This is a genomic window from Sphingobacterium sp. SGR-19 (assembly GCF_011043555.1).
Lineage (GTDB): Bacteria > Bacteroidota > Bacteroidia > Sphingobacteriales > Sphingobacteriaceae > Sphingobacterium.
In genome coordinates this window covers 24,334-46,743 of the sequence record NZ_JAAKGS010000001.1, presented here as the reverse complement: position 1 = coordinate 46,743, position 22,410 = coordinate 24,334, and the positions used below count along the sequence as shown (strand labels likewise).

Genomic DNA, 22,410 nt, shown 5'->3' with positions numbered 1-22,410 from the left:
CTTCTCCTACGCAAAAAATCCATGCAAATACCAATTCGAAGAACGATCTCCTTGATAATGCCCTAAACGAAATAACCAATATCTCCTTCCTTTATCATCTTCTACATAGTAATAATCCCGATGCTCTCCCTGTTCGATCCACCATTCCCGTTCTATTCGCTCCGGGCCGTCTGCTTTTTTAATAAGATGCACCTTTTCTTTATAACGGAACAACATCGGAGGATAATCCGGAATGGGTGCACTTACTTCAATAGGATGAGGTGGATCTAGCAATCGCGTCGGACGAGGGCGGTCTGTACGCCATGCGGTAGTTCGTTTCTCCGTCAAGCAGCCAGCTAGCTTGATGGAACGTTCCGGCCAATAATGTTCATCCGGCAAAAAACGATTTATGCGACATGTAACATCTCTCCCTTTAAACCTATCTAGTAATTCTGCCAATGCATCATTATCTAAACTCCCTTCTCCACTCCATAACAACTCTTGAACGGGTACCGCGTCCTCAACTTTAGGAGCTTCTAATACAAAAACTTCAATTCCCCATCCCGGCGCTATCGTTGGTATCTTTTGTTTAAATAAACCAGCAAGATGTTTTACATGTGCAGAAGCGCGGTTTGTACCAATCTCTATATACTTTACCTTTCCGTCTACACGATAACAGGATAACTTAGCTTTGCGCAGGCCTTTCCCCTCGCCTATCAAGCGTTTGCACAACATATCCAACAGTTTTTCTATCGCCATTTCAATACCTTTTGCCGTCTTGATAGGTTCCAGACAAGGAAGCCGTTCAGCGTAAGGAATAACTGGTTTTAATGGCGCGATAAACTCTTCTTCTTTTCCCAAGGCTTGTCTCACACGTTTTATCAGGTCTTCTCCAAAACGTCTTTTCAATACCTGTGGTGGTATCTGCATCACACTAGCTACCGTTCTAAATCCTAATTTTTTCAGTCGTTCAAGAAGATCGGATTCTAAACGTAAACAAGCTATAGGCATGATAGATAAAATTTCTTGCTGCGCATTGTCCCGAATAATAGTTCCATGCTGTCCATATCGGGCTATTGCCCAAGCAGCTCCTATAGTCGAGGCTATACCTATCCGAACTTCATACCCTCTTTGTTTCAACTGCAGGTGAATTTCTTGCAGATAAGTTTCTTCTCCTCCCCATAAGTGGGCACAGCCTGTTATATCTAAAATTAAGTAACCTGCCGTATCCACACTTACCATAGGCGTATATCGCATACACCACAACCCCATACTTTTCAATAACCTCTCCTTTCGTAGCGGTTTATCTTGTAATACTTCTAACTGAGGAATTGCCGCCCTAGCGTCGGCAACCACCATATTGGGTGTAACTCCATACTGAGCTGCTGACGGGTTGACAGCCGTAACACACATTCTACCCCGCACGGGCATAGCAAATACGACAGGTATATCGGCCAATTGGGGATTATGTTTCGTATACCAATCCGTCAATAAAAAAGGAAGCCATAATACAGCATATCGTTTTACCATGATTACCCCACCTTTCTCTTAGCATGATATATAGGGTCTGAAGATAGCGTTAACCGCTTAGCTTGTAATTGGTTTTGTCTCCATCCTACTTGCCATCGGCTGGGGCTTCCATTCCTGACTTTTAAGAGTTCTACCTCCCACTCCGGAAACCCCACACCGGGCATATCTCCTTGCACATGGCTTGGCAAGGAGCGAATATGCCATCGTGCCGCACAAATGGTTGTACCAAGAAATCGGGGTTTTAACCGTAATACAAACCCAGTAACCTTACTTTTCTCCACAGCGAGTTGTAACCGTCTGGATTGCACAAAATCAATATCTTGTACTTCCGCAATAACCACACGTATTCCCTCGCATTTTAAGCCTTCTTCCAATGCCCAAAGGATGTCCTTATGTTTTTCCATCTGTACAAAAATGATACGATCCGGATCTACACCGAACAATTTGATGGAAGGTGCAAACAGTTGACTGGAACTACTTATCCATAAGCCTACGCCACCTTTCTGTATCAAAAAAGACAATAGTGCGGCTATGAAACCACTTGATGCAGCATCTTCTTCGTTGTTTTCACTCATAAATTCGTGCAGAGTACCTACTGGGAAAACATGACCTGGAAAAGCTTTCTCCAGCTCTCCCAGACCTACATCATAATCCTTTTTTTCTATCTGTTTAAAGCCTTGCCATTGCAATATCTGATGTTGCAAATCAGCTATCAACATCGATTTTTCGACAGATGCACTCATAGCTATTACCTTTCTTTAGAACAAAGGTAATACTAATATTTTTAGTAAAAAAGTCTGTAAAGGAAAATAAAATTATATAATCTCGTCTGCTGTGTCTTCCCGAAACGGAGCTTCTTCATCAAATTCGCCTTCCCATTTCGCGACGACAACTGTCGCTAAACAATTTCCGATAACATTGACTGAGGTACGGGCCATGTCCATCAATTCGTCTATTCCCAGAATGGCGGCAATAACAAAAGTCGGTAACCCAAATTGATCCGCCGTAGCGATCAATACGATTAAAGATGCTCGCGGTACAGCAGCAACTCCTTTAGAGGTAATCATGAGCGTGAAAGCAATCAATAATTGCTGCCCAATAGACAAAGGTATACCAGCCGCCTGCGCTACAAAAATAGAAGCCAACGACAGGTATAAAGATGTACCATCCAGATTAAAGCTATATCCAGTTGGAATAACAAAAGATACAATCTTGCGAGGCACACCAAATCTCTCCATGGCGTTCATGGCTTTCGGCAGCGCCGCATCGGAACTGGTTGTTGCAAATGCTATGGAAACAGGTTCCTTAACTGCATGCATAAAACGTTTCACCGGAATTTTTAAGAATAAGGCAATCGGCAGGAGCACTCCTCCCAAGAAAAGCAGTAAAGCTAAATATAGACTTCCCAGGAGCATAAAGAGGTTTTTTAGGATATCCACACCGAGATGTCCTACGGTATAGGCCATGGCGGCTCCCACACCAATTGGCGCAAAGAGCATGACAATATTGGTAAATTTAAACATGGCCTCCGAAAGACTCTCTGTAAAATTGACCAACGGTTTTCGCTTCTTTTCTTCCACCAAAGCTAGCCCAATACCAAATATCACCCCGAATACGACAATCTGTAATACTTGATTTTCGTAAACTGCTTTGACTATATTTTCGGGGAAAGTGTCCCGTATAAATGCGTTAAATTTATATACACCATGCGCATTGCTCGATATATGCGACATAGCTGTACTATCCGCTATGCTCATTGAGGCGGTTTTAGGAAGTTCTTCATGGGGCATATTTTCCACATCCACGCCTACCCCCGCCTTTGTAATATTAATTACGATCAAACCGATAAATATAGCACAGGTAGTTGCCGACACAAAGTACAACATAGATTTCCATGCCATTCGTCCTACCGATTTTAGGTCGGAGTGCCCTGCAATACCAAAAACAAGCGTAGCAAACAGAATAGGGCCAACAATGGTTTTTACCAGTTTTATAAAAGCTTGTGACAGAGGCTGTAAAGCACGGGCAAAATTAGGAAAATCCAACCCGATAAATACTCCTAACACCAAACAAGTCAGTATCCACGTGGTTAAATTTTTACGGACAATCGCATTCAATGTTAAAACGGACGCTACTATCCACCGCACCCACCTCATAAAATCCGGATGGATAGCAAACCAGTTTAATTCATATATTAGGGTAAGAACGAGAGCAATCGAAACAGTAAAGAGCGTGGTAACAGCGATTTGTCTTTTTAACATCTAGCTTTATATTTGTTTTTGAAAGAAACAAATGTATAAAAATTGTCTCTTATACAAAACACATTATTGTATTACCCGTTGAAAAACAAAACAATATCGGTTTATAATAAAAAAAGCATCACCTACAAGGTAATGCTTTTTATAATTTAAGCGAAAAGCAACATCTTTACTTATTCAGCGTGAAGCCACGCTTTCTTTGCTAAGAGTTCTTCTTCAGTCTCTACAACTTCCTCATCTTCCACACAGCAATCCACTGGACATACTGCTGCACATTGCGGTTCGTCATGGAAACCTTTACATTCCGTACATTTGTCTGAAACGATGTAATATACTTCATTTGAAATAGCTTCTTGGGATTCATTGGCATCCAACGTTACGCCATCTCCAAAATCAATCACACCATCCAGAGCCGTTCCATCCGAAAATTTCCAAGTTACACCTGCATCATATATAGCGTTGTTCGGGCATTCTGGTTCGCATGCGCCGCAATTTATACACTCATCTGTAATTTTAATTGCCATTTATCACCTCACAATTATAATAAATAAACTAATTTTGTCTCGTCCTAAAATAATACTACAAAGTTAGTAGTTATTCTTAAGACAGGCAAAGATACTTCAAAAAAAAATCAGAACAATTCTAAATTAAAAAGATTTGACACAGAAACAACGAATTGATGCCTTTGTAGCACTGGGCAAGTTACTTGCCTCGGATCAAGAAAAAACAGACCGGGTTTTGCAGCAAGCATCCATAAAAAATCCGTGGTATACCGTTAAAAATACGAGAAAGCAACTCCAGGCATTGTCTTCCAATCTGACATCCGAAAGGCTTACACAATGGGTAGCCCCCTACGCAGATACAGAAACCAATCAGATTGTCGGTCTTATATTAGCCGGAAACATACCGTTAGTTGGATTTCATGATATATTATGTGTGCTTATCGCAGGCTTTCGTGCGCAGATTAAACTCTCTTCTGATGATGCAGGGTTAACATCCTTTGTGCTTCATGAGCTTATCCAAATAGAACCCGCATTTGCTGAAAAAATACAGATTGTAGATCGATTGCAACAGTATGATCTGATTATCGCTACCGGGAGCGATAACAGTTCCCGCTATTTCGATTATTACTTCGGAAGGAAACCCCACATTATCCGCAAGAATCGAAACTCCCTAGCTATTCTTACTGGCGCGGAATCTCCAGAACAGCTGAAGGCTTTAGGATTTGACATGTTCGATTATTTTGGACTCGGATGTCGATCGATTTCCAAACTATATGTCCCTCGTCATTACAACTTCCGTTCATTTTTTGAAGCGCTCGAAGACTTTAGTGCTATTAGAGATCATAATAAATATGCTAACAATTACGACTATAATAAGTCCATCTATTTAATTAATGGCGACAAGCATCTTGACAATGGTTTTATGTTACTCAAAGAAGATACAAGCTTCGCATCTCCATTAGCTACCGTGTTTTATGAAGAGTATGATCATATTCACCAAGTTGTTGCCCAATTAGAAGCACAGGCCGATAAAATACAATGTATCGTCAGCGAAGCCACAATAGAAACAAGTATTCCAACGTTCCCTTTAGGAGGCAGTCAATGTCCTTCGTTAACGGATTATGCTGACGGAGTGGATGTCATGGCATTTCTTTCTGAAAAAAAATGATAACTTTGTTATGATGTATGTTATTAAAGTTAAAGGTGTAGCCAAAATTCCCGATTATGTCCAACTGCGGGACGAAGCTTTTACCTTGTTAGCATATTTTCGAGTAGATAGACCAGACAAATCCCTAGAAAAAATAGGGCTGGGTGACAAAACCGATTATATCATGCAGGTTGTAGCGGAAATGCCTTTCGGCCAAATAAAAAAAATTGATGTATAAAACAGTATGACAACAGCGAGCAACACAGTTATCAAATTAAAAAACGTAGATATATACCAACAAAAGCATTTGGTACTTTCCCATGTTAATCTCGATATCAACCAAGGCGAGTTCATCTATTTGATTGGTCAATCGGGGACCGGAAAAAGTAGTTTGTTGAAAATAATATATGGCGACCTCTACATCGCCAGTGGTGAGGGAATGGTAGCAGGTTTCGACCTGAAAAAGCTGCATGAAAACGACGTTCCTTATCTTCGTCGAAAATTAGGCATTGTCTTTCAGGATTTCCATTTATTAAATGACAGAACGGTAGAGAAGAATCTCGAATTTGCCTTGAAAGCTACGGGATGGACAGAAAGGGGATTGATAGAAAACCGTATGTTGGATGTTTTGGAAAAAGTGGGATTACGATCTAAACTACGTAAAATGCCTCACGAATTATCCGGTGGTGAGCAACAACGTGTCGTTATTGCCCGAGCGTTGTTAAACAATCCAGAAATTATCCTCGCCGATGAGCCGACAGGAAATCTCGACCCCGCTACATCGGAAGAAATCGTACTTTTATTAAGAGATATCGCCGCCTCAGGTACTGCTGTATTGATGGCGACCCACGACTACCAGATTATTAAGAATATGCCCGCCCGTATTATCAAAACGGCGGATACTGCGTTATACGACAATGTAGAGATATAAATCGCGACACTGACAGAACATCACAAAGCCGACATTTTGATAGTTTATTTTCTGATAGACTGACAGGGTGTCGGTTTTATTTGTGTTGGCAATATTATTGAGTGCCAACAAAGGATATTAATGTAGGCTATAATATAGATATGATGAACGAACAGGAAAACAATATTCAAGACGAGAATTTAGCGTCTGTTGATCCAACTCCGGAGGAAAGTACAGGCCAATCCGAAGAAACAACTGAAGAACGTTTACAACAAGAATTGGCAAATGCGAACGACAAGTACACGCGTCTATTTGCTGAATTCGACAATTATAAAAAAAGAACGTCCAAAGAACGCGTAGAGCTTATACAGTCTGCCAGCAAAGACGTTTTAGCTAAACTTTTACCTATCCTAGACGATTTTGACCGTGCTCTGGTTGCCATGGAAACGGCACAGGATATAGAATCGGTAAAACAAGGTGTTGATCTGGTCAATCAAAAATTTAGAAAAATATTGGCGAATGAGGGATTAAAAGAAATGGAGAATCTTATCGGTCAGCCTTTTGATGCTGAATATCAAGAAGCCATTACCGCAATCCCTGCTCCGTCAGAAGAATTAAAAAATAAAGTTATAGATGTAGTGGAAAAAGGTTACTTTCTCAATGATAAAGTAATTCGTTTCGCAAAGGTAGTAATAGGTCAATAAGAAGATGGCTAAGAGAGATTATTACGATATATTAGGTGTTTCAAAGTCTGCGGATGCATCCGAAATCAAGTCTGCATACCGCAAACTAGCGATAAAATACCACCCCGATAAAAATCCAGACGACAAAGAGGCCGAAGAGAAATTTAAGGAAGCAGCTGAAGCGTATGAGGTATTAAGCAATCCAGAGAAACGCCAGCGGTATGATCAGTTTGGTCATGCGGGGAATTCGGCTTCCGGCTTTGGCGGCGGCGGTATGAATATGGAAGATATATTCAGCCAGTTTGGTGATATTTTTGGCGGCGGCCATCCTTTCGAAAGCTTCTTCGGTGGTGGTGGACGTAGCGGAGGTGGCAGACGCGTGCAGCGTGGCACCAATCTTCGTATTAAAGTGAAATTGACTTTAGAAGAGATAGCCAAAGGTGTAGAGAAGAAAGTTAAAGTAAATAAGCAGGTACAGTGTCATACTTGTGGCGGCACCGGGGCAAAGGATAAATCATCTTACCACACTTGTAAGACTTGTGGCGGTGTAGGATCCGTTAGGCGGGTAACCAACACGATATTGGGACAAATGCAGACAACGAGTACCTGTCCTACCTGTAATGGTGAAGGTGTTGAAATCACCTCCAAATGTACGACTTGTAGAGGCGAAGGGTTAGAAAGAGGCGAAGAAACAATTGCTATCAACATCCCTGCAGGCGTGAGTGAAGGTATGCAGTTATCGATGAGCGGAAAAGGAAATGCCGCACCAAGAGGAGGCATTCCGGGAGACTTGATCATCCTCATCGAAGAGATACCGCACGAAACATTAAAACGTGACGGCATTAATGTCATCTATGACCTGTATATAAACTTTGCAGATGCAGCGCTAGGTACAAGCGTCGAAATTCCTACTATTGACGGAAAAGCAAAAATAAAGATAGATCCCGGAACGCAAGGTGGGAAAATTCTGCGCTTAAAAGGAAAAGGTGTACCGGAGGTAAACTCTTATCACAAAGGAGACCAATTGGTATACGTTAACGTATGGACACCTAAAGCCGTCTCTCCGGAAGAGCGTTCCGTTCTGGAAAAACTGAAAGGTTCAGCAAACTTTAAACCTCAACCGGGCAAAAGTGAGAAGTCGTTCTTTGAACGCATCAAAGAATATTTTGAATAAATAAATTTTCATTCTATTTGATAGAACCTCGGAGAAATACCGAGGTTTTTCTTTTTATATATAACACGAAGCGAAATAAGGTCGGTTAGGAATTGGAACAAAAATGCGTGTTGGTTGTTCAAAATATAAAGTATTATATATGATAACTACCGAGAAGCAAAAGCAAGAATCAGAGGCATTCCATCGGGATGCACTCCGGCTATTACTTGACAGCAATTGCGAATTTATGCTAGGAGGCGCTTTTGCCATGTTTCATTATACGGGTATATTCCGTGATACGAAAGACTTGGACATCTTTTGCAAGAGCAGTGAATATCCTAAAATATTAAAATATTTCGCTGCTCAAGGTTACGAAACCCAATTAACCGATGTCCGTTGGCTAGCAAAAGTTTTTCATGGTGAATATTTCATCGATATCATTTTTGATACCGTTAGCAATATTTGTACAGTAGATGATTCCTGGCACGCAAGAGCCTCGACAGGAACATTTGCTGGTGTACCTGTACAATTTATACCCGTGGAGGAGCTTATTTGGTGCAAAATATACGTGCAGAACCGAGAGCGGAACGACAGTGCCGATATCAACCATATCCTTTTAAAATATGGTAAAAACGTGGACTGGGAACTACTGTTACAACGTCTAAACCCTCACTGGCACTTATTATTGGCACAGCTGCTGACCTTCCAGTTTGTGTATCCCGCCGATTATCGCGACATTATCCCTAAGTGGCTTTTCGACGAGCTGATGGCTCGCGCAGCTGAACAATACGACCTTCCGCCTCCATTAGAAAAGGTGTGCCGGGGTCCTCTCATCGATCAGACCCAATACGAAGTGGATATTAAAGAATGGGGTTACAAATCATCTACAATAACAACAATCTGATAACATGACAAAAAAAAAAAAAACAAAGATTGCCGCCATGGCCGATATTCACACCAAAATCACTGATCATGGCAGTTTGCGATCAACCTTCGAACAAGTGTCTGAAGAAGCAGATGTCTTGGTTATTTGCGGTGATCTAACGGATACAGGCGATGAGGATGAAGCAAAGATTCTCGGTGAACAATTAGATATCTTAAGCGTTCCCGTAATCGGCGTTTTAGGAAACCACGATTATGAAAAGGGAAGGCAAAAAATTATCAAACAAATTCTCTCGGAACACAATATGATTATTTTAGATGGCGAATCGACTGTTGTCGAGAACGTAGGTTTTGCGGGTGTAAAAGGATTTGGTGGAGGATTTGACCAATATATGCTTTCCATATTTGGGGAAGATATGATGAAACAATATGTACATGAGGTGGTCAACGAATCATTGCAATTAGATCGTGCTCTTACACGGCTGGAACAAGAGTGTCCGGAGTTGCCAAAAGTGGCACTTTTACATTATGCTCCTATTAAAGAGACAATTGCAGGCGAGCCCGAACAGTTATTTCCATTTTTAGGTTCGTCCCATCTTGTAGAGCCTCTTATCCGACGTCAAGTTTCTGCAGCTTTTCACGGACATGCACATGCGGGCAAGCTCCGCGGTTCCACCACAACCAAGATACCCGTATACAATGTCGCCCTTCCCGTGTTAAGAAAAGAACATGCGAACGCTCCCTATTTAATAGTCGAAGTGTAACTGTACAATGGCAGAAATATCTGCCATTCTTACGCTGCCAATTTATCTCTTTTCCTGCCAAATTGCCTACATGGATTATTTTCTGTGGTCCTAGGTATGTTATTTTTCTCAAAAAGTAAAATAAATAATCAGATTTTCAATCATTTGCATAAACAAACAATCCAGTGACATTTAATTCTGGCATTGGCACAAGTATTGAATAAACTGAACTTAATTGACAAAAAGTCAAATAATTAAAATAAATTAAATTAAAGTAACATGAAAAAGTTTTACTTAACATTGGCGGCTGTAGCAGCGTTAACATTTGCCTCACAGGCACAAACAGAAAAAGGTAAATTTATTGTCGGTGGCGGATTGGGATTCGATACAGAATCTGTGAAAGACACCGATTCGAAGTTTAATTCGTTTAACATTATGCCATCTGCAGGTTATTTCGTATCCGACAACATTGCTGTAGGAGTCGGTTTAGGTTATCAATGGAACAAAGCCGAATATAATGCAGAATCGAGTATAAAAGAACAAGCAAGCAGTTCTTTTGCTGTTGCTCCTTTCGGTAGATGGTATTCAGCTAATGGCCCAGTGAGATTCTTCGGACAGCTTTCGGTTCCAATGTCATGGGGAAATCAAAAAGTCAATGATGAAAAAACTGCCGATATTACTAACTACGGTGTAGAATTGGCACCCGGTATCGCGTATTTCCCTACATCAAAAATCGGATTGGAATTTAAAGTGAGAGGATTGTATTACAATTCTCGTACGAGCGATCCTGTAAGTGATTTGCCTAAAACCACTGTTAATACGTTTGGTTTAAATGCTAATTCATTGGCTCCAACAGTAGGTGTACAGTTTTATTTCTAATACAAATCATTAATACCACAATAACACCATTGAAAAAGCCGGTCTATATGAGAACCGGCTTTTTTATTATCATATTTAATATAGCATATTATGCAAATGATTCTATCGCCGTGTTAAACGTCGGCGAGGGTCGCATAGCTTCAGACGCCAATTCATCACTAGGGAAATAATATCCACCGATGTCTTGCGGTTGGCCTTGCGCACCGATCAATTCTTCATTGATTTTACCTTCGTTTTCTGCTAGTGCTTTCGCTAGATCACCAAACTTAGACGCTAATTCTGCATCTTCTGTTTGTGTAGCCAAAGCTTCTGCCCAATACAAAGCCAAATAGAAATGCGAGCCCCTATTATCAATTTGTCCTACTTTACGTGCTGGCGATTTATCGTTGGCAAGGAATTTTTCTGTCGCCACATCCAATGCATCTGCCAAAACCTGCGCTTTCGCATTCTGCTGTGTTTGCGATAAGTGCTCAAAAGAAGCGCCCAATGCCAAAAACTCACCCAATGAATCCCACCGTAGATAACCTTCTGTTACGAACTGTTCTACGTGTTTAGGTGCGGATCCCCCTGCTCCTGTCTCAAACAAACCACCACCATTCATCAACGGAACAATAGACAACATTTTTGCCGAAGTACCCAACTCTAAGATCGGGAACAAATCCGTTAAATAGTCACGCAGCACATTCCCGGTTACGGAAATCGTGTCTAACCCTTTACGAATACGCTCTACAGAGAATTTAGCGGCTTCGATTGGCGATAATATACGGATATCCAAACCTGCTGTATCAAAATCAGCTAGGTATTTATTTACTTTTTTAATGATTTCACGGTCGTGCGCACGGTTTTCATCTAGCCAAAATACTGCAGGCGTATCTGATAGACGAGCACGGTTTACAGCCAATTTCACCCAGTCCTGAATAGGAGCATCTTTCGTTTGGCACATCCGGAAGATATCGCCCTCTTCTACCAGTTGTTCCATGAATACATTGCCGGATGCATCGATTACACGAATGGTTCCTTTGGAAGCAGCTTGGAAAGTCTTATCATGCGAACCATATTCTTCTGCTTTTTGTGCCATCAATCCCACATTCGGAACAGATCCCATTGTTTTCGGATCATAAGCACCATTTGCTTTACAATCGTCAATTACAGCCTTATAAACACCAGCATAGGAACGATCTGGAATAATGGCAATGGTATCTTGCTGCTTTCCTTCTTTATTCCACATCTGTCCGGATGTACGAATCATCGCCGGCATGGAAGCATCGACAATCACATCCGAAGGAACGTGCAAATTGGTAATCCCTTTATCCGAGTTTACCATAGCCAAATCAGGTCCATCTGCTATTGCTGCTTCAATAGCTGCTTTTACCTCCGCTTCTTGTGGATGCCCAGCAATTTTAGCATACACCTCACCTAAACCGTTGTTTTTATTGATACCCAAGTTAGCAAACAAATCACCGTACTTGGCAAACACCTCTTTGAAGTATACCTCTACGATCGCACCAAATATGATAGGATCCGATACTTTCATCATCGTTGCCTTCAAGTGAGCTGAAAGCAATACACCTGCTGCCTTGGCTTCTTGAATCGCTTGCGCTACGAAAGCTTTCAGTTTAGCTAAATTCATCACCGATGAGTCAATAACTTCACCAGCTTTTAAATTAGCCAATCCTTTTAATTCCTTTACATTCCCATCTTCACCTACAAACTCAATTTTGAATTGGGTATCATTGTCTATCGTAACTGATTTTTCTGTAGCATAAAAATCGCCATCAGACATCGAAGCTACTTTTGTTTTACTATCTGCCGACCAGGCACCCATGCTATGTGGATTTGCTTTCGCATAATTCTTTACCGCTTTCGGTGCTCTACGGTCTGAATTTCCTTCACGCAATACAGGATTCACTGCTGAACCCAAAACTTTCGCATACGTTGCTTTAATTTGTTCTTCTTCTGCATTCGCCGGTGTATCCGGATAATTAGGCACGTTGTAACCCGCCTTTTGAAGCTCTGTTATTGCCCCTTTTAACTGTGGAATAGAAGCCGAAATATTCGGCAATTTGATAATATTCGCTTCCGGTGTGGTCGCTAACTGTCCTAATTCTGCCAATGCATCAGCTACTTTTTGTTCTGGTGCCAAGTACTCAGAAAAATTAGCTAGTATACGTCCAGCCAGCGAAATATCTCTTAATTCGACTTCGATATCAGCTGTTTTTGCAAAAGCTTGAACAATGGGTAAAAACGAATAGGTCGCCAATAAAGGCGCTTCATCTGTCTTCGTGTAAATGATTTTGGATGACATAATTTTCTATTGAAATATTCTTAATGTTCGATGAATAAGGATCAACGCCATTGTGTTTACGTTTATCCTAAAAATTCGCCTAAAGGTAAGCATTTGAACGCAAAAATGGAAGTGTGTTTCTGCTTCTTTGATAGAAGCTCCTCCTACAACTCCGGATGTCTATTTTTCAAATTCAGCTATCTGAAGATAACAAAAAACAGGTGTTCCTTGTGCTCGATGCGCTCATCAGGGATTACAAGCCAGAAAAACATATGCGCAATAATCGGATAGGAGGAACGTGCCACACTTCATTCTATATTAAGGTGCTTCAATATACACAATCTCTCCCTCCATACACTCGACCGTCACCAATGGAGATTCTGAAATGATTTCTTGAAAAAAGCTGCCCCAAATCCCTCCCTTAATAAATCTAATATCATATAAAAAATAATCTAGTTTAACAACTGACCTGAAAGCTTCTTCACTAAATTAATAATTGAAAACATCTGATCAATACCTAAACAGTAAAAACTATTAGCATAACCTTTCACAATTGGATCTATTGTATCACTTTGCCATGAAAACTTAAAGCTTGCTAATCCATTTGTAATAACAGCAAAGCGTCTTGCTGTTTTTTCCTCATGAAACAATGTAACGCAGTCTAGTTCGCTAAACTCAACAAATGAAATTTCTCGGTATATTTGTCTTTTTGCACTGACTAATAAAAAAGTGATCTCTGGAAAATCCTTACTCCAATTGTTCAGGTTGTTTATGCCGACCAGACATGGTCCGCACCACGTAGCCCAGAAATCGAGTACCAGTAGCTTATCTCTATATTGTTCGAGCGTCCCTTTTACAGTATCCCAGTTGGCATAAAAGAGGTGCTCCATGGTTCAGAACTTTTCAGGCAGTTTTTGTCCCATGATCGCAGGACCGGTTTCGGTTTGCCCTTCGGCAGTCCGCGTTTCCGTGGACTGCGCCCAGGCTCCTGATAGATTAAACAACATGAAACAAATCAATGCCAACACAAAAGACATTGATTTGTTCTTCATTGCCTCTACCCCTACCACTCTCCTACTTTTACAGTACCGCTGATCTACGCCAGAGGTACATGTGTTTAGTAGCTCTCCAGTACCTTTCTAGTACCTTTTCGGTACACTCTCCGTACACTAACGGTACATCAGCCATTTTACGCAAACGTTGCGTAAAAGGTACTACATCCTTACTGCATCTATACTTGATCCCCGTTTTAAGCACGTCAAAAAAACGGCAAAAACGCCGCCTGTTTCTTCGGGTGCTGTTCGGGTGTCCTTCGGGAGCGCTTCGAGTCCGCTTCGGGACTGGTTCGGGACAACTTCGGTATTGCTTCGGGTGAGCTTCGGTTGTTCTTCGGCTGCCACCCGAATAGCAGTCGAACACTTCCCGAACAGCACCCGAACCAGTGTCGAACAAATCCCGAGGATATTTCGAAGAAACGTCGACAACTTCTCGAACGATTGCCGAAGGCAAGGCAGCGCCCCCCTCTTTTACTTGATTGGTTAAGATTTTGGTAATCTAGGTGGTTTTTTTTTTCGGGAACTCGCTTCCCCTCCTTATAATCGGGAGGGTGTCCCTCTGCTTGGTCGTAAACAACTACGATATACCCAGAGGAACAATCACTATTTCTCCTTCTCCTCTGTTGCAATTCAACAGTATATACAGTTGGTGGAACAGATGACGGACTTCTACCCTATCCAGCAATCCATGCAGCAAACCGAACAAGCCATTGTACGGGGCAATCACTCCACGAGAGCCTCTCGAGCTTCGATTTCTATCCACCAAAGATCATCCAGCTAATCCGCGTAGGCGAAGAGGTAAATCGCCTCGAGTTTTTCTTCGAAAAGATTGCCAACCAGCTCACCGAAGAGGTGGAATACAAAACCTCAACGATTTCCACGGTTCTGGAACCACTTATCATCATTTTCTTAGGGTTGGTGGTAGGTCTGATCTTGATAGCGATGTATCTGCCGATGTTCCAGATGAGTAATAGTTTTTGAGTAATGTCCACAAATATTTTGCGGTTTCCTATTAGTCTAAAATTGGCCATATGACTATTATTTTTCCTCAAAACTTTTCAATTCTTTATTTACCTCAACCAACAGCTGCTCTTCAGTGGGTAAATTTAACCCTAAAAACTCCAAATACTTCGGGTCTTTAATAATCTCTTTAGCATCAGATGGAAGCTTCTCGTTTTTAGCTACCGACAGGACACTTTCTCTGTCATTACTTACTTAAAGACGCTCGTAGAGGTTACTGTAGATCTGTCGCTCCAATTGCCGGACCGTCCAGTTGTTCTTGATAGTTTCTGCAATATAAAAATCTCGTTGTTGATCGATTTCTAATCTGAGCAGGAGTTTATATTGACTCCAACTTAATTGCGAATACAGTGTATTCGCAATTGGAAACGTACGATAAAACTGACGAGAAAGTTCGATTTGACGCTTAGAAAAGCCACTACCATACTCCGGTTCTAATTCATCTGCAATGTATTCTGTAAGGTACTTCCCATAGTCTGCCCGATTTTTGCCTTCCTGCTCTTCTTCGAAAATACGTTTACCAATATGCCAATACATCAACGTACGTTGATGGTCAACGGCACGGATTGCCTTATCTTTTGACTGGACAATGATACTCTTGATATCCTTAATAATAGATTGATTTATAATCATGTTAATCGGTTTTATTTTTCGAATCTTTTTCAATTCAAAGTTATAAAACCGAACCCAATAAAACTAATATTTTTAGCATAAATGTCTATTGGAATCTAATTAGATAATATGAATGAAATGCGCTGTTTTAAACAAGACAATGAGTTAGTGGTTTTTAATCTCTCTAATTAGACAACGCCAACAACGCAAACGAACCCAGCCAATGGCTTCCCATATAATCATCATCCGAAATATTCTTTAAAGAGAATTCAATATGTGTATTGGCGAGCGGCACCAGGGTATGCTGTAATTCCGGTAATACACGGGCTATACCATACAAACAGTTTGCCCGGCTAAAATTCAAACCATCCAAATGGACCAGTTTACCATCTGTACGATCGCTTACAATAGCGGGTTCAAGGGTTTCGATTTCCGCCTCAAATAACACCGGCATAAAATTCACAAGCCAGTTTTGGTATTCATCTTTCGGCATCACCTTGCTCATAAGATAAGCCTCCTCCAAGCAAGGCGAAAGAAAATCATAACCACTGGGTTCGTAAGCGAGGTTACAATTTTTATCTTGTTCAAAAAAACGTATACTATTGGTTTTTATCGCGTTGAGCAACGCCATATCACCCGTTGCTTCCGCGTACTCATACATCAGCGTAAGGCTAAAAGCCGTATTATCATGCTGTCCGGTACGGATAGGATATACCAATTTACATAAATATTGCTGTGTGCGTTCCGACAACAGATCGACCAGCGGCTGCAGCGTCTTTGCCCATTCCTGCGCATCTGCATTCCGCCACGATATTAGTTCCTGCTGCAGTTTAAACAACCATGCCCAACCATAAGTACGCTCAAAGCTCAGGTTATTCTCGTCCTGGAAGAAAGCGAGTTCCACCGCCAAGTTTTCTTTTGTAATATGGCTTTTCAACAATTGGCGAATCTTTCCGTCCGAATCAAGTTCCGGATACTGCTTTAGTAACCGGACAATAGACCAATACCCGTGGACAGACGAATGCCAATCAAAGCACCCGTAAAAGATAGGACGCAACGCCTTAGGAGATTTTAGGTCCGCATCGCTTCCCAATACCTGACCTAGTTTATTTGGATATTCGATCGTTAAACAGTGCGTAGGCAATTCAAAAATTCGTTTTGCAGTTTCCTCGTTTAGGGTTAATTGTGCTACTTTAACAATATCTTCCGCGTTTTCCTCTTTTCGCTTATCCCCAGATTCACAAGAAAGAAAAAAAGCAAAAACGCCCATACCAATGAACTGTAAAACCAAATATCTGTACTGCATAACTCTTTATTTTAGTCAACAACTATATTATTATACGTAAAATTAGAAATAAAAAGCCTTAAATAAGAACGCTCAGTATCAATCCACACCATGCACCATCCCCACCTTAACACTAATTATCGTATCCAGAGATTGCACAGCCCCTCCTTAACACGTCAATGTCGCCTACGAATGTTTTACAACTGTACAAACTCATCCTTAGTACTACCCCAAATGTAAAACATTCGAAGCGACGATTTTTTTTGCTTCTTTTTTTGAGGAAAAAAAAGAAGAAGAATATTTACCTTTGCTCCCTCTATTCAACACATGCAAATGAACAAAGCACTTATCGCGTTAGCATTTGGCGGATTAGCTATCGGGATGACAGAGTTTACCATGATGGGCATCCTGCCAGACATCGCCAAAGATTTGAAAATTGACATTCCCGAAGCCAGTAACTTAATTGCACTTTATGCATTGGGCGTTGTGGTAGGTGCACCTACCCTGGTTGCATTCAGCGGAAAATATTCGCCGCGAAATATATTGCTTTTTCTGATGCTCCTCTTTTTCGTATTCAATGGTATTTTCGCCATCGCACCTAACAAGGTTTTGCTACTAACTTCACGCTTTATATCCGGCTTTCCGCACGGTGCTTTTTTTGGTGTTGGTTCGGTGGTAGCTGCGCGACTGGCTAAACCCGGCAAAGAGGCACAGGCGATCTCTATCATGTTTACCGGAATGACCATTGCAAACTTAGCAGGTGTACCGCTGGGAACTTATATCGGTCATCATTATTCCTGGCGGATCACCTACGGCGTCATCAGTTTATTGGGCCTTATTACTTTTCTAGCCATTTATTTTTGGATGCCGAGAATGGAAGCTAGCAAGACAAACAATGTATGGAAGCAAATCAGTTATTTCGCCCGTTGGGATGCTTGGTTAATGGTGGCTGTTATTGCTATCGGAACGGGTGGTCTCTTTGCATGGATATCCTATATTGCCCCGCTAGTGACGGACGTCTCCAATCTTCCTGAAAACCGCGTGCCAGTCATCATGATATTAGTCGGATTGGGTATGTTTTTCGGGAATATTATCGGTGGTAAACTTGCCGACAGCATAACACCCTCGAAAGCGGTTATTATCGGTTTTATAGCGATGGCAACGTGTTTATTGGTTGTGTTTTTCATTGCACACGTCACCTATTTGGCCTATCCCATGGCATTCATTACGGGGATGATATCCTTTTCTATCGGTTCGCCGCTACAGATGATGCTGATCAACAACGCCAAAGGTGCGGAAACATTCGCCGCGGCGGCCGGACAGGCAAGCTTTAATATCGGGAACACGCTTGGGGCTTATCTCGGCGCTATCCCTATTACACTCGGATATGCGTATAACTATCCGTCGCTGGTGGGTGTAAGTATGGCTAGTATGGGAGCTATACTCGCGTATATTTTCTGGAAAAAAGTGGTCAGAGCGAAAATGAATCTCTAGGAGGAGCGCTGCTTCTCCCAGGCAATAACCAAACGGCTCATCAGCGAATAACGCGCCATACCTTCGGGTTGGTTGTTATGGCGCAAATAGCCTCCATAAAATAAGTTCGTCAAGCGATTAAATGTACCGTCATATTGTTGCCAAAAGAGACGTTCTTCTGCGTAATCACGGCGGACATCCGCCGATAGTTTGGCAACATACGATTCATAAAGCATTTTATCCTCAAAATACAGCGGCCGAAGTAAATACTGCACAGTCTCATAATAAGCAGCATAACGATACCACACATTGGAATGGTCTTGGAGCATCAGGAAAGCGATAAAATTGCATTCGTCTTCAAACCCTATCCCCATTTGATGCGCCAATTCATGTACCACCGTAAACGGATAAGAGGTTTTGGGCATGATACCATTTACCTGCACTTCCTGCGTAAAGGGGTTAAAATATCCGGTTACTGTAAAGTAGGAAACTAACCTACTTGATAAAGGCTGTTTCGCTTTAACCTGCGTACGGGATAGCATCGGCAACCTATCACCGCTTTCGTCCATTAACTGTTGCAATTCTTGTCGCGCATGCGTCTTATCCATCATGGAGGTATCCAGCTGTTTCCGAAGCTGGTTGATTTCTACTATATAGCGATCTAGTATTTCGATATAATCTTCTTGAACGATGGTATCGATCTGTAGTTCGAGTTGTTGTTGTAAAGGTACCCTATAATAATGGAGACCCCAGCTCACATAGAAGTAAATATACGTAGCGAGCAGAACCAGGACAAACTGCATCAATCGCTTCCGTGCCGCTTCCCATTTACGTTTGACTAGTGCCATCGCAGACGATATCGCTATCCATAGAAAGCTGCCCGATAAGAATCCATAGAAAACATCTCCGATACTAAACGGTAACCAACCGAATAATAACTTCGGTAAATGAGAAAAAAGGGGATAAAACTGACGACTATAATATTGCTCGATAAATGCCGGCGACTGTTTTATCCAGGATAAAACGAACATCACGACAAGACACACGGCTATCGCAATGAAATAGCGTTTACTTCCGCTTTTTAAATTAACTTTCGGTTTCAAAATATAGTTTGTAATAATTTAGACCACGTTCCTCATCGAAACCAGATTCAATATAGTCTCGTTTGCCATGCACGTAAATATGAAAGTTTTTATCCAATTTAAGGACAGACTTGTAAGAAGCCGCCATTTTCTTTACCGCTGGGGATGCGATTTCAAAGTTTGGTTGGAATGGCGTATCGAACTCTTCGGCGAAGTTTTCTTGATATTCCTTGAAGAGCGAGGCTGCCTGCGGGTTGCCGATCACTTCTTCTTCAAATTCCCCCTGATCGAATGTTTCCTTCGTTTTAAAATAGTTCATCGAACGATTTAAGAGATCAATTTTGTCTGCATTTTCCAGTTCAAATGCTTCATCTAATTTATCATTCACGAAATTCTTATAGACCTTCAGTAAATTCCCCGTCTGTTGGAAACTATCATTACGCGCCTTGATCTTCAAAAAATCATCTTTCCAGTATACGGCTTCAGATTGGTTTGTTTGGTCGACGACCAACACCTTATAGCCCTCCTCTTCTTCTGTCTTCACGATGACTACACCTTTATCCAATTTATTGATATTGATGGCTTCCTGTTCATAATCCAGGTCAAAACCGCCCGCGTTTGGATACACTTTTAAATAAGCTTCCTTGTTTTCGGATTTAAAGATGCCTATAGCGTCATGTTCTTCTCCTTCCAGTTGCACATTCTTAAGTGCAACGACATATACCTCTCCCGCTTTTATTTTCGGATGTTCGGAAACTTCATATAGATGTTTCGCTAGTTGCTGGGACATATCATGGAAAGCCATCTTCCCATCAAAATATTGCTTTGCAAAATAATAGATCTCATTGAGTTGCAAATCATCATTCGGATGATAAAAGCGATATACCTCGTTTGCCTTGCTAAAAGGTTTCATAAAATACTGCATCAACAGATCCGGCAGCACCTCGTCCTGCGAGATATCAACGGGCGTGTCGGATAGTACATAAAACTCGTCCTGCGCCTTGTTCCCTACACGATGTATGGCGAGTTGTTCAAAAGTTGCGTCTTGGTGAAAGAACATTTATTTAGTTTTTATTCGTTACTAGTGACTCGTTATTCTTAATCAAAAGCCAAAAATATCAATGGCTGTTTTATAGGTACTCACATGTGCATTCACGATATCTTTTATATGTTCGGAATAACCTCCCCCCATACTGATTTGCACAGGAAGTCCGTTTTGTCGACATCTATGCAATACCAATTCGTCCCGACGCTGGCATCCATCGGCCGTCAATTTAAGCTTTCCCAGTTTATCAGTTGCTAAAATATCGACTCCTGCTTGATAAAACACAAAATCAGGAGCAAAAACTGTAAATATTTTATCGAGGCTGTCCTGTAGTAAGGACAAATAGGCTTCATCGTTCATGCCATCCGGCAGGGGTATATCCAAATCCGAACATTCCTTGATAAAAGGAAAATTTTTATCGCCATGCATAGAAAAGGTAAATACATTCGGATGTCCCTCAAAAATATGAGCCGTTCCGTTGCCTTGATGCACATCGAGATCGATGATCAATATCTTGGCTACCAATTTCTGATCCAGCAGATAAGCGGCTGCCACCGCCTGATCGTTTAACAAACAGAAACCTTCTCCAAAATCGCGGCCGGCATGATGCGTTCCTCCAGCGACGTTAAAAGCCACGCCATGCTCCAAAGCGTATAAACTGGCTTGGATCGTTCCGTCCAAAATATACCGTTCGCGGTCTACTAAAGATTGTGACAACGGAAACCCAATCCTACGCACCATTTTAGCATCCAATGATAAATCCATCAGCTGGCTGACATAATGCTCATCGTGAGCCAATACGATCGCGGATATATCGACAAGTTTTGGTTCGAAAAAGCTACTTGCAGACACGGCTCCTTCGTAAAGCAACTGCGCCGGGATAAGCTCATATTTTACCATAGGAAAACGGTGTCCCGTTCGTAAGGGATGTATGTAAGCCGGATGGTATGCTATGCGTAACACGATGTTTCTTGTTTTATTCCTCGCGAAGTTAAAGGATATTTTTTATCTTCGAGGGCTACAGACCGAATCAATTCATCAGAAAAAATGGAAGAAACGAACAATTTACCTATTTTAAGTGCAGAAGAGTTGCGCGTTCTAGGTTCGCTTTTGGAAAAATCCAAAACAACACCGGAATATTACCCTATGACCTTAAACGGATTACAGACCGCTTGCAACCAGAAAACCTCCCGAAAGCCTGTCGTTTCGTATGACGAAAATACCATTATCGAGGCATTGGATACGTTACGGAAACGAGGACTTGTATCTACGGCGGTCGGTGGCGGTAGCCGTGTGACAAAATACAAACATAACCTTGCCATACAATATCCGTTGATTCCGCAAGAGTTAGCGGCATTATGTCTGCTCATCCTCCGTGGACCTTTGACGCCAGGAGAGATCAATTCAAATGCCGGTAGACTATTTAATTTCGAGAGTATAGATGAAGTACAGGACGTATTGAACCGCTTGCAAGACCAGGAGCCTTCTTTTGTAAAACAACTGGCAAAGCGTCCCGGCCAAAAAGAAGTACGTTATGTACATCTGCTCGGCGAGGTGAACGAAGAAGATTACGACAACCTCAGCAGTGCTTCGGACAGCAATTCATCGAATCGCATACAGGAATTAGAGGCGCGTGTAAGCACACTGGAAGAGCAATTGGCCGCACTAAAGAAAGAGTTTGACTACTTAATGGAGCAGTTGTCTTAGCTGAATAAAATATAAAATCTTAACCCACCTGTTACTTTTTAACGATTTGTACCGTTTCGTATGTTTAAGGCATAGCTTTTGCTATCCTTAAGCACACAAACTAGCGTAAGAAAAAAAAATGAAAAGAACACCTGCAACTACATTCGTCATATTAGCCTTAATAGCGTTGGTATTGATATT

The 22,410-nt window shown here is 41.6% G+C and carries 24 protein-coding genes; 12 read left to right on the top strand and 12 right to left on the bottom strand.

Annotated features, from left to right (window positions below; translation table 11 throughout):
* Positions 1-6 precede the first annotated feature (6 nt).
* The 4 genes from G5B43_RS00230 to G5B43_RS00215 all read right to left on the bottom strand — a co-directional run bounded on the left by G5B43_RS00230 (position 7) and on the right by G5B43_RS00215 (position 4,291).
* Positions 7-1,509: a Y-family DNA polymerase gene (locus tag G5B43_RS00230; protein ID WP_165292724.1), complete on the bottom strand. Its 1,503-nt coding sequence runs from the start codon at positions 1,507-1,509 to the stop codon at positions 7-9.
* Between the two features lie 2 nt (positions 1,510-1,511).
* The gene (locus G5B43_RS00225; RefSeq protein ID WP_165292723.1) at positions 1,512-2,252 is read right to left on the bottom strand and encodes an ImuA family protein; all 741 of its coding nucleotides are present in this window, start codon (positions 2,250-2,252) and stop codon (positions 1,512-1,514) included.
* 72 nt (positions 2,253-2,324) lie between these two features.
* Positions 2,325-3,770 (bottom strand): dicarboxylate/amino acid:cation symporter, encoded by a 1,446-nt coding sequence (locus G5B43_RS00220; protein ID WP_165292722.1) that lies wholly within the window; start codon positions 3,768-3,770, stop codon positions 2,325-2,327.
* A gap of 170 nt (positions 3,771-3,940) precedes the next feature.
* Positions 3,941-4,291: a 4Fe-4S dicluster domain-containing protein gene (locus G5B43_RS00215; RefSeq protein WP_165292721.1), complete on the bottom strand. Its 351-nt coding sequence runs from the start codon at positions 4,289-4,291 to the stop codon at positions 3,941-3,943.
* 133 nt (positions 4,292-4,424) lie between these two features.
* Here G5B43_RS00215 and G5B43_RS00210 point away from each other — a divergent pair, with 133 nt between their 5' ends.
* The 8 genes from G5B43_RS00210 to G5B43_RS00175 all read left to right on the top strand — a co-directional run bounded on the left by G5B43_RS00210 (position 4,425) and on the right by G5B43_RS00175 (position 10,667).
* Positions 4,425-5,438 (top strand): acyl-CoA reductase, encoded by a 1,014-nt coding sequence (locus G5B43_RS00210; RefSeq protein ID WP_165292720.1) that lies wholly within the window; start codon positions 4,425-4,427, stop codon positions 5,436-5,438.
* Positions 5,439-5,451: 13 nt separating this feature from the next.
* The gene (locus G5B43_RS00205; protein WP_165293399.1) at positions 5,452-5,655 is read left to right on the top strand and encodes a fructose-6-phosphate aldolase; all 204 of its coding nucleotides are present in this window, start codon (positions 5,452-5,454) and stop codon (positions 5,653-5,655) included.
* Between the two features lie 6 nt (positions 5,656-5,661).
* The gene (locus G5B43_RS00200; RefSeq protein WP_165292719.1) at positions 5,662-6,348 is read left to right on the top strand and encodes a cell division ATP-binding protein FtsE; all 687 of its coding nucleotides are present in this window, start codon (positions 5,662-5,664) and stop codon (positions 6,346-6,348) included.
* 143 nt (positions 6,349-6,491) lie between these two features.
* On the top strand, positions 6,492-7,031 hold the full coding sequence (locus G5B43_RS00195; protein ID WP_165293398.1) for a nucleotide exchange factor GrpE: 540 nt from the start codon (positions 6,492-6,494) through the stop codon (positions 7,029-7,031).
* Between the two features lie 4 nt (positions 7,032-7,035).
* Positions 7,036-8,184, top strand: a complete 1,149-nt coding sequence (dnaJ, locus tag G5B43_RS00190; protein ID WP_165292718.1) for a molecular chaperone DnaJ — start codon at positions 7,036-7,038, stop codon at positions 8,182-8,184.
* A gap of 139 nt (positions 8,185-8,323) precedes the next feature.
* The gene (locus G5B43_RS00185; protein ID WP_165292717.1) at positions 8,324-9,067 is read left to right on the top strand and encodes a nucleotidyltransferase; all 744 of its coding nucleotides are present in this window, start codon (positions 8,324-8,326) and stop codon (positions 9,065-9,067) included.
* A 4-nt stretch (positions 9,068-9,071) separates the two neighbouring features.
* Entirely contained in the window at positions 9,072-9,809 is a 738-nt protein-coding gene (locus G5B43_RS00180) for a metallophosphoesterase (RefSeq protein ID WP_165292716.1), read from the top strand.
* Between the two features lie 258 nt (positions 9,810-10,067).
* Positions 10,068-10,667, top strand: coding sequence for an outer membrane beta-barrel protein (locus G5B43_RS00175; protein WP_165292715.1), 600 nt, complete (start codon positions 10,068-10,070; stop codon positions 10,665-10,667).
* A gap of 88 nt (positions 10,668-10,755) precedes the next feature.
* Here G5B43_RS00175 and G5B43_RS00170 read toward each other — a convergent pair whose 3' ends face one another.
* The 3 genes from G5B43_RS00170 to G5B43_RS00160 all read right to left on the bottom strand — a co-directional run bounded on the left by G5B43_RS00170 (position 10,756) and on the right by G5B43_RS00160 (position 14,003).
* The gene (locus tag G5B43_RS00170; protein WP_165292714.1) at positions 10,756-12,972 is read right to left on the bottom strand and encodes an NADP-dependent isocitrate dehydrogenase; all 2,217 of its coding nucleotides are present in this window, start codon (positions 12,970-12,972) and stop codon (positions 10,756-10,758) included.
* Positions 12,973-13,403: 431 nt separating this feature from the next.
* Positions 13,404-13,841, bottom strand: a complete 438-nt coding sequence (locus G5B43_RS00165; RefSeq protein ID WP_165292713.1) for a TlpA family protein disulfide reductase — start codon at positions 13,839-13,841, stop codon at positions 13,404-13,406.
* Positions 13,842-13,844: 3 nt separating this feature from the next.
* Positions 13,845-14,003 carry a hypothetical protein gene (locus G5B43_RS00160; RefSeq protein ID WP_165292712.1) on the bottom strand — a complete coding sequence of 53 codons (159 nt, stop codon included), beginning with the start codon at positions 14,001-14,003 and terminating at the stop codon, positions 13,845-13,847.
* A 148-nt stretch (positions 14,004-14,151) separates the two neighbouring features.
* Here G5B43_RS00160 and G5B43_RS00155 point away from each other — a divergent pair, with 148 nt between their 5' ends.
* Together G5B43_RS00155 and G5B43_RS19580 are read left to right on the top strand one after the other, a co-directional pair.
* A complete protein-coding gene (locus G5B43_RS00155; protein WP_165292711.1) occupies positions 14,152-14,493 on the top strand; it encodes a hypothetical protein in 342 nt (113 codons plus the stop codon).
* Positions 14,494-14,588: 95 nt separating this feature from the next.
* Complete coding sequence (locus G5B43_RS19580; protein WP_317167466.1) at positions 14,589-14,987, top strand: type II secretion system F family protein; 399 nt, start codon at positions 14,589-14,591, stop codon at positions 14,985-14,987.
* A 234-nt stretch (positions 14,988-15,221) separates the two neighbouring features.
* Here G5B43_RS19580 and G5B43_RS00145 read toward each other — a convergent pair whose 3' ends face one another.
* The gene (locus tag G5B43_RS00145; RefSeq protein WP_240904672.1) at positions 15,222-15,659 is read right to left on the bottom strand and encodes a DUF1016 N-terminal domain-containing protein; all 438 of its coding nucleotides are present in this window, start codon (positions 15,657-15,659) and stop codon (positions 15,222-15,224) included.
* Positions 15,660-15,822: 163 nt separating this feature from the next.
* Positions 15,823-16,944: a DUF2891 domain-containing protein gene (locus G5B43_RS00140; protein ID WP_165292710.1), complete on the bottom strand. Its 1,122-nt coding sequence runs from the start codon at positions 16,942-16,944 to the stop codon at positions 15,823-15,825.
* A gap of 312 nt (positions 16,945-17,256) precedes the next feature.
* On the opposite strand from G5B43_RS00140, the gene G5B43_RS00135 reads away from it, so the two are divergent.
* Positions 17,257-18,417 carry an MFS transporter gene (locus tag G5B43_RS00135; protein ID WP_165292709.1) on the top strand — a complete coding sequence of 387 codons (1,161 nt, stop codon included), beginning with the start codon at positions 17,257-17,259 and terminating at the stop codon, positions 18,415-18,417.
* Here the strand turns inward: G5B43_RS00135 and G5B43_RS00130 are convergent.
* The 3 genes from G5B43_RS00130 to G5B43_RS00120 are packed head-to-tail and all read right to left on the bottom strand — an operon-like array spanning position 18,414 to position 21,486.
* Positions 18,414-19,499 carry a DUF3810 domain-containing protein gene (locus G5B43_RS00130; protein ID WP_165292708.1) on the bottom strand — a complete coding sequence of 362 codons (1,086 nt, stop codon included), beginning with the start codon at positions 19,497-19,499 and terminating at the stop codon, positions 18,414-18,416. The genes G5B43_RS00135 and G5B43_RS00130 overlap by 4 nt on opposite strands.
* On the bottom strand, positions 19,483-20,538 hold the full coding sequence (locus tag G5B43_RS00125) for a nucleoid-associated protein (RefSeq protein ID WP_165292707.1): 1,056 nt from the start codon (positions 20,536-20,538) through the stop codon (positions 19,483-19,485). Before G5B43_RS00125 ends, G5B43_RS00130 begins: the two co-directional genes overlap by 17 nt.
* A 42-nt stretch (positions 20,539-20,580) precedes the next feature.
* Positions 20,581-21,486, bottom strand: a complete 906-nt coding sequence (locus tag G5B43_RS00120; protein ID WP_317167451.1) for a histone deacetylase — start codon at positions 21,484-21,486, stop codon at positions 20,581-20,583.
* A gap of 84 nt (positions 21,487-21,570) precedes the next feature.
* On the opposite strand from G5B43_RS00120, the gene G5B43_RS00115 reads away from it, so the two are divergent.
* A complete protein-coding gene (locus tag G5B43_RS00115; RefSeq protein ID WP_165292706.1) occupies positions 21,571-22,230 on the top strand; it encodes a YceH family protein in 660 nt (219 codons plus the stop codon).
* Positions 22,231-22,410: the final 180 nt, after the last annotated feature.